The sequence below is a fragment of the Mycobacterium sp. OAE908 genome (assembly GCF_017872775.1).
In the GTDB taxonomy this organism is placed as follows: Bacteria; Actinomycetota; Actinomycetes; order Mycobacteriales; family Mycobacteriaceae; genus Mycobacterium.
In genome coordinates, this window is record NZ_JAGGJL010000001.1 from 452,855 (window position 1) to 466,951 (window position 14,097).

A 14,097-nucleotide genomic window follows, 5' to 3' on the forward strand; every position below is an offset into this window, starting at 1 on the left:
GATCGCGGCCGCTATACCTTCGTCAAGTCGGTACGCATCAGACGTACCTCGTAGTTGCCCCAGGTCGACAGGTTCCAGAACAGGTACTTCTGGTCGGAGTCGGGCACATTCGTGGTGCCGGACCAGGGGTGGATCATAGGTGCGTAGAGACCGGGCATCTTTGCCGATGTCACCAAAGTCTTTGGCGCCGACCATGTTCCCTGTGGCGTATCCGATGTCCTCATGACGACGTTGTTGCCACCGTCGGCGTAGAGCATGACGTACTTCTTGAGATACGGGTTGTACTGGACGGACATTTCTCCAACGCTGGGATAGACCGTGGTCGCGCCGAAGCCAAAGAAGCCGGTGGTCTGCTTTCCCGGCAGGATCGGCTTGGCGGCGGCCGGGTTGTTGGCCACCCACTTCGTCCCGTTCCAGTACTGGTACTTCGTCTGGTCGAGTATTTGGTACTGGTTGACCCGTGACAGGTACACCGTGCCGCCGCGGCCCGACGGAGTGCCGTACGAATAGACCCAGCCCGCGGCGGCATCTGCCGAGCCCGGCGGCGGCTTGACGAACGCGCCCTGCTGGAAGTTCTGGTTGCCAGAGATGTACGGCACCGTGGACCGACCCGGCGCTGCAGTGCGGATCGATGACGCCGGCACCAGTTCGGCCCGCCAATTCTGGCCGTTGTCATCGGAATACGCGATGCCCGAGTAGTTCGTGGTCCAGCGGCCTGGTGTATCCCATGACCTGACGGCCATGAAGTTCATGTATTGCCGCGTCCCGCCGTTCGGTCCGGCACCGGGAACCGAGATCGCCGCGGTCGGGATGATCGTCACTTCCGGCTGTCCGATGCCGTACGAGGGATGGCCGAGGATCTCTCTCGAGAAGTTGGGATCGGTCATCGGCGAGCCGCTGTACTTGCCGGGGTCGTTCTGAATGCCGGCAGGCACATACAACCCGTTCGACAGGTTCGCGTCCGAACTGCGGAACAGCGTGTTCATCCGCCATATGCCGGACCGGACGGGGAAGCTGTTGCTGAATGTGTCGCCGAACGCGATCAACACCTGGTGTTCGTTGACCGCGGTGGTCGGATCGTCGGCAATTCCGTTGTCCCACATGATTCCGAGGTCGGTGCCGCCGATGCCGAAGCGCCTCTGCGTGTCGTTCAAACCGCCCGGCCCGGTCACATATTCGATGAATTGCGTGTTGGTGCTCACCGATACCGGGGTCCTTGTCGTTCCCGGTTCCGACGATGTCAGCGCCGCGGCTGTCGGTGTCAGCGCCAACGCGGCGACGGGCGCGCCGGCCGTGGAGACCGTCTGCTCGGTTTCTCGGCGCGCTCCCAATGCGAGCAGCGCCAGCCCGAGCGGCGACCAACTGGGCACGCCTGGGATATTGGCGGCAAGCGACCCAAGCCCGAAGGCCGACAACAGATTTGTCACCAGCCGCGGGAGCGTCAGCCGCGCGGCCGTTGGCTGAGAAGTCACCACCATGGTGCGTGGTGCGGCCAGCGTGAATGCGGTCGGCGAGGCAACGGTGGCGGGCACGACAGTGACAGGGCCGGCTTGCAGGGTGGCAGCGGGCTTCTCGATGGTGACCTTGTCAGCGACGTCGGCTGTCGACGTGGTGGCTGACAAGCGACTGGTCGACGCATCGGCCACCTTGGCGGCGGGCCGGGCGGACGCCTTTTTCTCGACACGGACCGTGTTGGTAGCCGACCGCTTCTTCGGCCGGTGCGCCGACGGGGCAGCTACTTCGGTGTCCGTATCGGCGGACCCGGCTTCGGCACCGTCGGCCGCCTCAGCCTCGTCGGCCGGCGCTACGGTCTCAGGCTTGGACGCCGAAGTCTCGGACGACGAGTCGGCCAGGGACGACTTGGTGGTCGATGCGTCGGATGCCGCATTCGAATCGGTATCAGCGGGTGCCGATGCCGACGATTTCGACGAATCCGTGTCGGTTGGACTGGCCCAGGCAACGCCCTGGCCAGTAGCTATCGCCGCTCCCACCCCGAGCGCCACCGCCAGACCGCCTACACGACCGATATATGCCGATGCACCCATTTACTTCCCCCAGCATGTTGATGCATCCCCGACTTGGGACAACCCTCTCACCCTTGACCCGAACTCATGTGTGAAACGGCAAAAAGAAAATCCGGCTTACGTGACGCCTATCCCATTTGCGAAAACGCTGCCCAGCAACTGATCTTGACGCGGTCGCCAAGAATCCCCCAAGCGGCGCTGCGGACACTGTGCATCATGATCAACGCAGTTCTGTACACCTATCTGACCGGCTGGGTCGTCACCGCGATCGGCCTGGCGCTGATGGGTCGGCGTGTGTCGCGTCCGGCGTCCGTCGCCGTGGTGGCCGGAGCAGCCTGGCCGCTGCTGCTGCTCGGGGCGGCCCAGTTTGTCGTCCTCGCACTGGTCACCGAAGCCGCGCGTGTTCGCGAGCCTGGCCCGAAGTCGATCGACGAGGAACTCGAAGAGTTGCTCGCCGAGTGGGCTATCAACGAGGCCGGCGCCCATGATCGCGGGATGCCCCTCATGACGGGCAGCGATAACGCATATGAATCGGGGGCCGGCGACAGTCGGCAAACCGTATCCGGCTAGCGGTAGCGCTCGTATCGACATTCCTTGTCCCGCTTGATAATTAGCGTGAATCACGCAATTGTTGCTTTCAGGTAAACCGACGACCTAGCTTTCTCCGGGATGGCTTGACCATTCGGGAGGTTCAGTGACGCAGGCCGAGGCACCCGCCCCGACCAGGTCGCGCTGGTATGCAAGTTCAGCGCCGCCAAGGCAGAGACTCCAGGTCATCGTGGTCGAAACGATCGTGAGCCTCGTAGCGCTCGGCATCGTGGCCGCGCTGACGGCGCTGACCCGGGAACCGTGGCTGATTCCGCCGTTGGCGGCCAGCATGGCGTTGGTCATCGGCGGTGCGCACTTCCCGCTCTCGCAACCGCGCAATGTCATCGGCGGACACATCATGTCGGCGATGGTCGGGGTTCTTGTCGGCACCATCGGCATGGACGCCTTATGGGGCGGAGCGGTTGCCGGGGCGCTGGCTCTTGGCGGCATGAAGCTGATGCGGATGTCGCATTCACCGGCGGCCGCTACCGCGATGATCGCCGTCGCACCCGCCATCCCGCGCTGGGAGTTCGTTGTCCTAATCGGCTCTGCGGCAGCCATTCTTGTTGCCGTCGGCCTGGTGGGCAACAAGATCAACCGCGCGAAATATCCCCACTACTGGTGGTGACCTTCGCGAATTCACTGCGGACTTCGCTAGCGGACAGCTATGTAATACATAGCGGAGTTCAGCGAGTCGGGGGATTGTCATGGGTCTGCTGGAGAACAAGGTCGCCTTCGTCACCGGCGCGGCGCGCGGCATGGGCCGCAATCACGCGGTGCGCCTCGCGCGCGAAGGGGCGTCGATCATCGGCATCGACATCGCCGCCGACGTGTCACCGTATTGCGGATGCCCCGGCGCCACCGAGGCCGAACTCAAGGAAACGGTTCGACTGGTGGAGGCCGAGGGCCGGCCATGCCTGATGGAGATCGCTGATGTGCGGGACTCCGGCGCGATGGACACGGTGCTGGCTGACGGCGTCGAGCGCTTCGGAGGACGCCTGGACGTCGTCGTCGCCAACGCGGGCATCAGCGACTGGGGGCGCTTCTGGGAGATGCCGGATGACCAGTGGCAGACGATGATCGACGTGAACCTGACCGGGGTGTGGCGCACGATGAAAGCCGCGGTCCCCCACATGCTTTCGGCGGGCAACGGTGGATCCATCGTGAATATCAGCTCGGTCGCGGGACTGAAGGCATTGCCGGGCCAGAGTCACTATTCGGCAGCCAAGCACGGTGTCGTGGGGCTGACGAAATCTGCGGCCATTGAGCTCGGGGAGTACAACATCAGGGTCAACTCCATCCACCCCTGGGGCGTCGCCACGGTGCTCAGTGAAGACCCAAAAGTCGCGGAGTTGCTCAGCGCCCACACGAACTACCTGATGTCCTTCGGCTGTGTGCTGTCCACTCCGTTTCCCGCCGCAGTCGACGACATCTCCGATGCGGTCATATATCTGGCCTCGGATCTCTCGCGCGCCGTCACGGCAACGCAGCTGACAGTCGACATGGGTGCCACCAAGGTCTGAACTTCACAGGCACGGGTCGAACCGACCGAGTTGCATTGTGCCGACGATCGATTCCCAGAACCGCCGAACGCGACGGCACTCCTCGACTACGTTCGCAGTGTGGAACCACCCCACAACTACGTGTACGAGACATCTTCCTCTGTGGTGCACCACCAGAACTACCTAAACCACCGCAACGACCAAGCGCTCTGCGGGCTGGTGCTCGCGAATGCGGCCCCGCTGGACCCGACATTCCGTCCAGCGGCTGTCTGCCCTGACTGTGAGGCGAGGCTGGTCGAGTACCACGTCAGATGGTGGCGGGAGAAAGCCGAAGCGGCGACCGCTGAGCTCGAGGAGCTGCGCGTCAGGTTTCGCGAGCTGACGCAGACCGCCGACGACGCGCAAGGCACGGCGCAGCCGAGCGCAGACGAAGAGCCGGCGGTCCCGGCGGCCGAACACGGCGAGCCGACCCCCTTGCTGGACCAGGCGCGAAAGGAACTCGTCGACCTGTGTCGGCGATTCGATGAAGCCATTCCCTACTTTCGCTTGAAGAACTGCATGGATGCGTTCAGCGACAAGTTGACGTCAGAGGAGCGGGTTCTTCTTGCAGAGGAGATCGGCGCCGAGGGGTCGTTGATACGGTGGTGCACGAAGGAGATTGAAGGTCGCGGATGGCAGGTGACGAATAGCCCCGTGCACAGCGACGCCGACACGATGATGGACGCCTGGACCGAGGACTACTACCAAACGCCGAAGAAGACCAAGTGGCGGATGGGCCGGTCACGGTCACACGAAGCCAGCTGAGCTTAGCCAGTCGGCGCGGCAGCTCTAGCCAGCGACGTCACTCGTGGATGGAGGATCGCTGGACCGAGCCATCGCGCAACGAACCGGCGTAGCGGGAGGTCCCTGCGCGACACCTGCCCAGGATCAGTCAGCAGGGACTGCACTGTGCGCAAGGTCATTTCGGCAAGCTCACCGAGCGCGGTGGTGTCGAAGCCGTGAAGCTTCCAGTCGACGTCAAGGCGGTGGAAAACCGTCAAGCAGAATGAGATCGCCGTGTCGGAGGTCAACGAAGTGATGGCTTCGCCTTCATGTCGACGGCTCAATAGGTTCTCCAGCTGCGGATCACCGGAGAGGTTCTCGACTCCGAACGAAACACATTCGACGACTGCGACGACGGGGTCGTTGAGTCCGCTGGCGTGTTCGACGACCTGGTCGATGAACCCGTTGACCGCACGCATCGAGCTGGCGATGAGCAGCGCGTCAGCATTGGGAAAGTAGCGGTACACCGTCTGGCGGGTGATGCCTAGCCTGCGGGCGACGTCGGCAAGGCGTATCGCCGGTCCGTGCTCGGCGACCTCTTCGTCTACCGCGTCCAGAATGCGGGCGATCGCCTCCTCGTCCGAGGCGGGCGTTGATCCCGCCCAGCCGCGACTACGCATTCGCTGTCACGAGCGCTTTCGCTTCGAACTCGATGAGAAGTGTCGTCGGGCCTGTCATTCCGAGCAGGGATTTCCACGGGGCCGGACCGGTTCGGTGGGGTGCGGGCAGGCGTTGAGTGAGAACTGTGAGTGCTTCCGCCAGTTCCCGACGTGCGAGATTGGCCCCCAGGCAGTAGTGCGCGCCACCGCCGAAGGTCAGGATCGCCGGAACGTCTTTGCGTGTGATGTCGAAGCGGTCAGCATCGTCGTAGATCGCTGGATCTCTGTTGGCCGCAAAGGTATTCGCGAGTACGAAGGTGCCCGCCGGGAACATATAGCCACCGAACTCGACATCGTCAACGGCCGCTCGCGGCACGATGCAGGCGGCAGGTGAGTGGCGCATGCTCTCCTCGACCGCCTGCATCGCAAGTTCTGGATGGTCGCGCAGCTTCGTCCACTGGTCCGGATGCTCGCAAAGCACTTGAACCGACGCCGCCAGTTGGTTTCGCGTCGTATCCGTTCCCGCCATCAAGAAGCCGGCCACCAGCATGCGCAGTTCGTCGAGATTGAGCCGGTCGCCGTCGCTTTCAGCGCGTATGAGCTCAGACAGCAGATCATCGGTCAGATTGCCTCGGCGAGCGGCGACCATGTCGTCGACGTACGCGTCGAGTTCACGCCATGCGCGCATGATCGCGGACTCGTCGAAATTGGCATCGGGCTGAAAGTTGAGGGCTTTGAAGACCTCCTCAGTCCAGTCCGCGAACAGCTGCCAATCCTCTCGAGGCGCACCGAGCAACGCGCACATGATTGGGGTGGGGTACGGACGCGCGATGTCGGTCACGACGTCGCACCGTCCGGCGTCCATCACCTGATCGATCAGTCCGTTGACCACCTCGTGGATCGTGTCTTGGAGACGTGACGTCGCGCGGGGCGTGAACGCCTTGGAAACCAGTTTGCGCAACCGAACATGAGGTGCACCGTCCAGCCCCAGCAGGCTGGTCGCCATCTTGTCGAACAACGGACCCGACGTGATGCCCTGCGCCGCTAAGGTGATGCCGGGCGGCAGGCGGAATCTGTTGTCGCGCAATATTTCCCGAGCCAACTCGTAGGACAGTATCTCCGGACCGAGGGGGCCGATGGCGATGGGCGCACGCGATTGCGCCAGCCTGACGTCTTCGAGGATGTCATGCGGAGTGGCGGTGAGGTCGTAGTTGAACCTGGGGAGGTCGGCCTCGAAGACGTTCGGAACGGTACTGCGCGCATTCATCGATGCCTCAACCTCCGGTGGAGCGTTCCTTTGGACATATATATCAAAAGTGTATGACCAGTGCGCTTCGAAGGTCAATGTGAAATCGTAATTCGCTGATCATCCGGCGCCTGTCCGCTCTACGATCATACGTTTCAGGAGATAACGTCCAACGGGAGTAGCCGTCAAAGGCAGGCGATCGATGCTAGACCCTCAGGCCCTGCATGTTTCGTAGGTATGGATGAAGCGCTGCTCGGTTGGGTCTGGCGGGTAGGTGCGCACAGTGCAGCCCCCGATCGTGATGGCGACGGGGCCGGTGGTGCGAGCGTTGAAGTCGCGACGTCCCTGCAGCTCATCGGTGGCGGTGTACAGCAGCGGTGGGGGCAGCGTCGCCGCGATTGGTAGATGTCGCTCGGCGAGCGCGAGCGCGACCGCCGGATCGTGGGAGGTCACTTCCTCCGATATCCAGACCGGCGGGGCCTGCGGTGGGTTGATCGCCATTGCGTCGGAGTGTGGCGTGGTCTGGTCGGCGTTGAGCGTGCCCCACACCGCGAGTTCCTGGCCCGTCGGCAGCCGCTGGGAGGTGCTGATCTGCGCAGTGCGCGCGTGATTGGTTGCACTGACCGTCCATGTGCCAGCGGACAATTGGGGGAATCGGGCACCCAACGTGGTGATCGCCGAGGTGACTGAGGCGTAGTCGGCATCGGGCATGTCGATCGTGCCGATGCTGGGATGGCCAAGGTCGGGGCGTGCCGAACCCTGCGGCGGATGGGTGACGGTGGCGCGCAAAGTGACTGTGGCGCGGGAGAATTCGTGGCGCAGCGCCGCCCAATCACGGGCCTGCCCGATGATCTGATCGGTGTTGGTGACCGCGTGCTGCCCGCTGTCGACAGCGAACAGGTTCCAGCCATGCCGGATGTCGAGCTCGGTGTCGTAGCCGCCGTAGTCGACGGCCCGCAACCCCTCGAGGTATCGGGCGGCCACGGCGGCGATCTGGTCGGCGGTGGCGGCGTCGGTGACGTCGACCGTCAACCAGGCATGCACGTTGCCCGCTAGGAAGGCGTCGGCGTAATCGAGGTTGGCCGCAGCCACTCCGGGCAGCGCCCGGACCTGCTCAGTGAGCTGGTCGGCCTGCGTGCGGCGGTCGGGCGGCGACTGCTGGCAACCGGTCACTGTCAGTGTTAGCACGATCATGAGGTAGCCGATGCCCCGCCACGGCCACGAGGAGCGCTTCGGGCAGCGATGTCTCCGACTCACCGTCGAAGAGTATGTCGGCGCTCGACGTCCTTGGCGCAGGAGGTGTGCATCGTCGCGCAATACGGCTTAGCGGGACGCAGGTGCTTCCGCCAGTCGCCCAAAGGCCGACCGCGATCATCGGCGGTCCCAAGTTGCCTAGCAGTTTTAACTACCGCACGATGGGTATCTGAGCGTCACCTGAAGAGCGCCTGAACGCCATTGAAACTCGCTTGAGCAGATTCGAGTGACGTCCCATCGACGAGGCCATGATGTACGCAGGGAATGGAGTCACGAGTTGAACGTCCGAATCTGTCTGGCACTTTCGGCCGCCCTACTTGCCGCCTCATTCTTATTTGCACCTAGCGCCTCAGCTGACACGATTCCCGGAGCGGAAGCCGCGATCTCGAAGGCCGAAGCCGCGCTCGGCTCAGACCAGTTCGGCCCATACGGATGCGAGGCTTTTGTGGCCTGGGCCTACGGCGTGCCGCAGGGCCAGTACGGGTGGGACGGCGCCGCCGAAACCATGTACCAAACCCTTCTTCGACAGGGCCAAATACACACCGATATGAATGCCCCGCGGGGGGCACTTGTCTTCAGCAAAAGCCCGTATGGCGCCCACATCGACATTGCCCGCGGTGACGGAACGTATATCTCCGGCGGCGTCCAAGGGCTCAAGCGAGGCTACGGCGACGGGCACAACATCCAGATTCTGCCCACCCCCCATGTGGGGTCTGGCTGGACCTACCGAGGCTGGAGCCTGGGCTTTCCGCAATAACTCCGGTCTCCTCGGGCCATGAGGAGCCGCCATTTGCAGTGCCCCCACTGGGACTCGAACCCAGACGATGGCACACAAGAAGACAGCCGAACTCGTAGAGCAGTACGGCATATCCGAGGGCACATGGCGCTGGTGGCGGTACCGCGGCGAGGGAAGGCGCTCATCCAGGTTGGGGCGCACCGTGTTCTACGACGATGCTGATGTGGCGGCATGGATAGCGGCGCAGAAGGCCAAGACCGCTCGTGGCGGGATGCTGCGATGGCGACGTATTTGCGCCGTCGGAATCCGATCGTCCGGCACGGAGAGCTGAATTAGAAGTAGGCACTAGGGCACTAGGGGTTTGGCCGTCGCCGAGCTAAGTGCACGAAGCGAGTGTCCTCTACTCCTTGACCGAGAGCGTGGTCGCGCGAAATAGCGGCGCAGAGACTTCGGACTGCGCTGCACAACGACACGCCCGCGTAGCCCAATTACGATGCAACTCGCGGTAACTCGACGTGCCCCAGGCGAGAGTCGAACTCGCAACTCAAGGATTTTAAGTCCTTCGCCTCTGCCGTTGGGCTACTGGGGCTCGACCGAGAAGAGTCTACGTCCTCGTCTTCCAGTCAAGCTGGACGCCAGTCCTAATCATATGGCAGTTGGCGCACCTGACCTCACACTTGTCAAGCTCAGCAAGCAGCTTATTGCGGGTCCCTATCAACCTGGAAATCCTGCGAATGTCGGGTCCGCGCTCAACGTGATCAAATTGTAAGACGCGTATATCTGCGATGCCGCAATCCACGCATGGATGAGCCTCCAAATATTGCCTAATCAACAAGCGCTGTTCAATGCGCTGTTTTGCGCGAGACGCGACGGCCCTTGTCTTGTACAACTCCTTATGTTGTTCATAATGGAGGCGCTGATACGCTCGTTCATCTTCCGGGTTGACGTACGGCATTAGTTCTCCAAAGCTATTGCGGCTCTTATACCTAGCGGAAAATAGTGGGTCGGCATCTCGTACTGCTGCCAGTGTTCCACACGCCTATGACACCGCTGGCGGATTTTAAGTCCGCTGCCTCTGCCAACTGGGCTATGGGGGCCTCGCCTGATGGTAGAGACCAGCCCCACGGTGCGACGCGACGGCTACCGATCCTCGTTGTCGCTCGGTACGCGGGCAATTTTTTATCCGCGCCCCGAGGCGATGACGTGATTCCGTAAAGGAACACCTCCGGCCCGTCAAGAAACCGTTAACGCCGCCATCAACCCCGTGAGCTGGGCCGATCCTCGGTTAGGACGTCGAAATCCGACGCCCCGTAAACGTTGGAGACGGGCATGTCCGTGGTCATATTCATCGCCCTGACGCTGGCGATCTTCGCCGTGCTCGGCCTGGTTCAGAAATTGGTCGAGAACCTGTGAGTCAAAACCTCGTGGGCCTTGTCCTCGCGGTCCTCCTGGCCCTCTTCCTCTTCGCCGCGCTGCTCTTCCCCGAGAGGTTCTAGTGAGCACCATGTCCTCGGAGACAGCGGGGATCCTGTTCCTCGTATCGCTGATCGTCGCGCTGGCGGCCGTGCACGTCCCACTCGGCGACTACATGTACCGGGTCTACACGCCGACGAAGGACTCCCGGCCCGAACGCCTCATCTATCGGCTCATCGGCGCCGACTCCAACGCCGAACAAACGTGGGGCGCCTACGCCCGCAGCGTGCTGGCCTTCTCCGCCGTCAGCGTCCTGTTCCTGTTCATCTTCCAACTCGTTCAGGGCAAGCTGCCGCTGCACCTCAACGATCCCGCCACGCAGATGACTCCGGCGCTGGCGTGGAACACCGCCGTCAGCTTTGTGACGAATACCAACTGGCAGGCGTACTCGGGTGAATCCACCCAAGGGCACCTCGTTCAGATGGCCGGCCTCGCCGTACAGAACTTCGTCTCGGCCGCCGTCGGCATGGCCGTCGCCATCGCGTTCATCCGCGGCCTGGCTCGCCGCATGACTGGTGAGCTCGGCAACTTCTGGGTCGACCTGGTCCGGGGCACCATCCGAATCCTGTTGCCGCTCTCCATGATTGCCGCGATCATCCTGATCGCCGGTGGCGCCATCCAGAACTTCCACCTGCACGACCAAGTCGTCACCACACTCAGCGGCGCCCAGCAGACCATCCCCGGTGGACCGGTTGCCAGCCAGGAAGCCATCAAGGAACTCGGCACCAACGGCGGCGGCTTCTACAACGCCAATTCCGCGCATCCGTTCGAGAACCCCAACGCCTGGACCAACTGGGTCGAGATCTTCCTGCTGCTCGTCATCAGCTTCTCGCTCCCCCGCACCTTCGGCCGGATGGTCGAAAGCAAGAAACAGGGTTACGCGATCGCAGCGGTCATGGCCGTCATCGCCACGCTCAGCGTCAGCTTCATGATGCTGTTCCAGCTGCAACACCACGGCACCGTCCCCACCGCAATCGGCTCGGCGATGGAAGGCGTGGAACAGCGCTTCGGCGTTGCCGATTCGGCCGTCTTCGCCGATGCGACGACGCTGACGTCCACCGGCGCGGTCAACTCGTTCCACGACTCCTACACCAGCCTGGGGGGCATGGTCACCTTGTTCAACATGCAACTAGGCGAGGTCGCGCCCGGCGGTGTCGGCTCCGGCCTCTACGGCATGCTGATCCTGGCCATCATCACCGTGTTCGTCGCCGGGCTTATGGTCGGCCGCACCCCGGAATACCTCGGCAAGAAGATCACTCCGCGTGAGATCAAGCTCGCCGCAACGTATTTCCTGATCACCCCGCTGATCGTGCTGACCGGCACCGCCATCGTGATGGCCATGCCCGGCCAACGAGCCGGCATGCTCAACTCAGGACCACACGGCCTCGCAGAGGTGCTCTACGCGTTCACCTCTGCTGCTAACAACAACGGTTCGGCGTTCGCAGGCATCACCGTCAACACCGAGTGGTACAACACGGCACTCGGCCTGGCGATGGTGTTCGGCCGCTTCCTGCCGATGATCTTCGTGCTCGCATTGGCCAGCTCGCTGGCCAAGCAGGGCAAGGCGCCTGAGTCCATCGGGACGCTGCCGACGCACCGTCCGCAGTTCGTCGGCATGGTCGCCGGTGTGACGCTGATCGTGGTCGCCCTCACCTTCCTGCCGATGCTTGCGCTCGGCCCCCTCGCCGAAGGAATTCACTGATGTCCGTCGCCACACTCGAATCTGCTGAGCCGAAAACCGTCAGCCCCAAGCGAATCCAGGGTGGTCTGCTGGACCCGAAGATGCTGTGGAAGTCGCTGCCCGACGCGCTGCGCAAGCTCGACCCGCGCACGCTGTGGCGTAATCCCGTCATGTTCATCGTCGAGATCGGCGCCGTCTGGAGCACGATCCTCGCGGTCATTGATCCGTCCTGGTTCGCCTGGCTGACCGTGATATGGCTGTGGCTGACCGTCGTTTTCGCCAACCTCGCCGAGGCCGTCGCCGAGGGCCGCGGCAAAGCCCAAGCTGAGACGCTGCGCAAGACCAAGACCGCGACTGTGGCCCGCCGCCTCGTCGGTTGGTCACCCGGTGCGCCGGGCCGGGAGGAAGAGGTAGGCGCTCCCCTGCTACAGCAGGGCGATGTCGTCGTCGTCGAAGCCGGCCAGACCATTCCCGGTGACGGCGACGTCGTGGAAGGCATTGCCTCGGTGGACGAATCGGCCATCACCGGTGAATCGGCGCCCGTCATCCGCGAGTCGGGCGGTGACCGTTCGGCTGTCACCGGCGGCACCACCGTGCTGTCCGACCGCATCGTCGTCAAGATCACGCAGAAGCCTGGCGAGAGCTTCATCGACCGGATGATCGCGCTCGTCGAAGGCGCCAACCGGCAGAAGACGCCCAACGAGATCGCGCTGAACATTCTGCTCTCGTCGTTGACGATCATCTTCGTGTTCGCCGTAGCCACCCTGCAACCGCTGGCGATCTTCGCCAAAGCCAACAACCCCGGCGTCCCGGATTCGTTGTCGCTCAACGGCAACGGCGTCAGCGGCATCGTGATGGTCTCACTGCTGGTCTGCCTGATACCGACCACCATCGGCGCGCTGCTGTCGGCCATCGGCATCGCGGGCATGGACCGCCTGGTGCAGCGCAACGTGCTGGCGATGTCGGGTCGCGCCGTCGAGGCTGCAGGCGACGTCAACACGCTGCTGCTCGACAAGACCGGCACCATCACGCTTGGCAACCGCCAGGCCTCCGCCTTCGTCCCGGTCACGGGTGTGTCACCGGAATCGCTCGCCGACGCCGCGCAACTGTCCAGCCTCGCCGACGAAACGCCCGAAGGCCGCTCGATCGTCGTGTTCGCCAAACAGGAATACGGGCTGCGTGCCCGCACGCCAGGCGAACTCGACAAGGCGCATTGGGTCGAGTTCAGCGCGCAGACCCGGATGTCCGGCGTCGACCTCGAGCCCGGCCACTCGCTGCGCAAGGGTGCGGCGGCCGCGGTCGCCGAATGGGTCCGTAGCCAAGGCGGCGTCGTGACAACAGAACTCGGCGACATCGTCGACGGCATCTCCGCCGCGGGCGGTACTCCCCTGGTCGTCGGGCAGGTCATTCAAGAAGACGGAGTCGGCACGTCCTCAATTTTGGGCGTCATCCACCTCAAGGACGTCGTCAAGCAGGGCATGCGCGAACGCTTCGACGAGATGCGCCGCATGGGCATCCGCACCGTGATGATCACCGGCGATAACCCGTTGACCGCCAAGGCCATTGCCGACGAGGCCGGTGTCGACGACTTCCTCGCCGAGGCCACGCCCGAGGACAAGATGGCCCTGATCAAGCAGGAGCAAGCGGGCGGAAAGCTGGTCGCGATGACCGGCGACGGCACCAACGACGCACCCGCGCTGGCACAAGCCGACGTCGGCGTCGCGATGAACACCGGCACGTCGGCGGCCAAAGAGGCCGGCAACATGGTCGACCTCGACTCCGACCCGACCAAGCTGATCGAGATCGTCGAGATCGGCAAGCAACTGCTCATCACCCGCGGCGCATTGACCACGTTCTCGATCGCCAACGACATCGCCAAGTACTTCGCGATCATTCCTGCGATGTTCGTCGCTCTGTTCCCCGGCCTGGATCTGCTGAACATCATGCGGCTGCACAGCCCGCAGTCCGCGATCCTGTCAGCGGTGATCTTCAACGCGCTCGTCATCGTCGCGCTTATTCCGTTGTCGCTAAGGGGTGTTCGCTACACCCCCAGCAGCGCGTCCAAGCTGTTGAGCCGCAATCTCTATGTCTATGGGCTCGGCGGCATCATCGCGCCGTTCATCGGCATCAAGCTGATCGACCTCGTCATCCAATTCCTCCCAGGGATGTGAA

At 63.2% G+C, this 14,097-nt stretch carries 13 protein-coding genes and 1 tRNA gene; 9 read left to right on the plus strand and 5 right to left on the minus strand.

Annotated features, from left to right (window positions below; genetic code table 11):
* Positions 1-11: 11 nt before the first annotated feature.
* Positions 12-2,045, minus strand: a complete 2,034-nt coding sequence (locus tag J3E61_RS02195; protein WP_210082443.1) for a DUF4185 domain-containing protein — start codon at positions 2,043-2,045, stop codon at positions 12-14.
* 195 nt (positions 2,046-2,240) lie between these two features.
* Between J3E61_RS02195 and J3E61_RS02200 the strand changes: the two genes are divergently transcribed.
* The 4 genes from J3E61_RS02200 (at position 2,241) to J3E61_RS02215 (ending at position 4,918) form a co-directional block, all read left to right on the plus strand.
* Positions 2,241-2,594, plus strand: coding sequence for a hypothetical protein (locus J3E61_RS02200; RefSeq protein ID WP_210082444.1), 354 nt, complete (start codon positions 2,241-2,243; stop codon positions 2,592-2,594).
* Between the two features lie 124 nt (positions 2,595-2,718).
* Entirely contained in the window at positions 2,719-3,240 is a 522-nt protein-coding gene (locus J3E61_RS02205; protein ID WP_192726904.1) for an HPP family protein, read from the plus strand.
* A 79-nt stretch (positions 3,241-3,319) separates the two neighbouring features.
* Positions 3,320-4,135 carry a mycofactocin-coupled SDR family oxidoreductase gene (locus tag J3E61_RS02210; protein WP_192726905.1) on the plus strand — a complete coding sequence of 272 codons (816 nt, stop codon included), beginning with the start codon at positions 3,320-3,322 and terminating at the stop codon, positions 4,133-4,135.
* Between the two features lie 99 nt (positions 4,136-4,234).
* Positions 4,235-4,918: a hypothetical protein gene (locus J3E61_RS02215; protein WP_210082445.1), complete on the plus strand. Its 684-nt coding sequence runs from the start codon at positions 4,235-4,237 to the stop codon at positions 4,916-4,918.
* A gap of 2 nt (positions 4,919-4,920) precedes the next feature.
* Here J3E61_RS02215 and J3E61_RS02220 read toward each other — a convergent pair whose 3' ends face one another.
* From J3E61_RS02220 to J3E61_RS02230, 3 genes are all read right to left on the minus strand, one after another.
* Positions 4,921-5,556, minus strand: a complete 636-nt coding sequence (locus J3E61_RS02220; protein ID WP_210082446.1) for a TetR/AcrR family transcriptional regulator — start codon at positions 5,554-5,556, stop codon at positions 4,921-4,923.
* Complete coding sequence (locus J3E61_RS02225) at positions 5,549-6,802, minus strand: cytochrome P450 (RefSeq protein WP_210082447.1); 1,254 nt, start codon at positions 6,800-6,802, stop codon at positions 5,549-5,551. Before J3E61_RS02225 ends, J3E61_RS02220 begins: the two co-directional genes overlap by 8 nt.
* Positions 6,803-6,994: 192 nt before the next feature.
* Positions 6,995-8,038 carry a hypothetical protein gene (locus J3E61_RS02230; protein WP_210082448.1) on the minus strand — a complete coding sequence of 348 codons (1,044 nt, stop codon included), beginning with the start codon at positions 8,036-8,038 and terminating at the stop codon, positions 6,995-6,997.
* 274 nt (positions 8,039-8,312) lie between these two features.
* Here J3E61_RS02230 and J3E61_RS02235 point away from each other — a divergent pair, with 274 nt between their 5' ends.
* Both J3E61_RS02235 and J3E61_RS02240 read left to right on the plus strand, forming a co-directional pair.
* On the plus strand, positions 8,313-8,792 hold the full coding sequence (locus J3E61_RS02235; RefSeq protein ID WP_210082449.1) for a hypothetical protein: 480 nt from the start codon (positions 8,313-8,315) through the stop codon (positions 8,790-8,792).
* Between the two features lie 67 nt (positions 8,793-8,859).
* Positions 8,860-9,102, plus strand: coding sequence for a DNA-binding protein (locus J3E61_RS02240; protein ID WP_210082450.1), 243 nt, complete (start codon positions 8,860-8,862; stop codon positions 9,100-9,102).
* Between the two features lie 185 nt (positions 9,103-9,287).
* Here the strand turns inward: J3E61_RS02240 and J3E61_RS02245 are convergent.
* Positions 9,288-9,360, minus strand: a tRNA-Leu gene (locus J3E61_RS02245).
* Positions 9,361-10,114: 754 nt separating this feature from the next.
* Between J3E61_RS02245 and kdpF the strand changes: the two genes are divergently transcribed.
* From kdpF to kdpB, 3 genes are read left to right on the plus strand one after another with little or no spacing between them, the layout of a single operon-like run.
* Positions 10,115-10,267, plus strand: coding sequence for a K(+)-transporting ATPase subunit F (gene kdpF / locus J3E61_RS02250; protein WP_210085393.1), 153 nt, complete (start codon positions 10,115-10,117; stop codon positions 10,265-10,267).
* A gap of 8 nt (positions 10,268-10,275) precedes the next feature.
* Positions 10,276-11,946: a potassium-transporting ATPase subunit KdpA gene (kdpA, locus tag J3E61_RS02255; RefSeq protein WP_210085394.1), complete on the plus strand. Its 1,671-nt coding sequence runs from the start codon at positions 10,276-10,278 to the stop codon at positions 11,944-11,946.
* Positions 11,946-14,096 (plus strand): potassium-transporting ATPase subunit KdpB, encoded by a 2,151-nt coding sequence (gene kdpB, locus J3E61_RS02260; protein ID WP_210082451.1) that lies wholly within the window; start codon positions 11,946-11,948, stop codon positions 14,094-14,096. The genes kdpA and kdpB overlap by 1 nt, the downstream gene beginning before the upstream one ends.
* The last annotated feature ends 1 nt before the right edge of the window (position 14,097 follow it).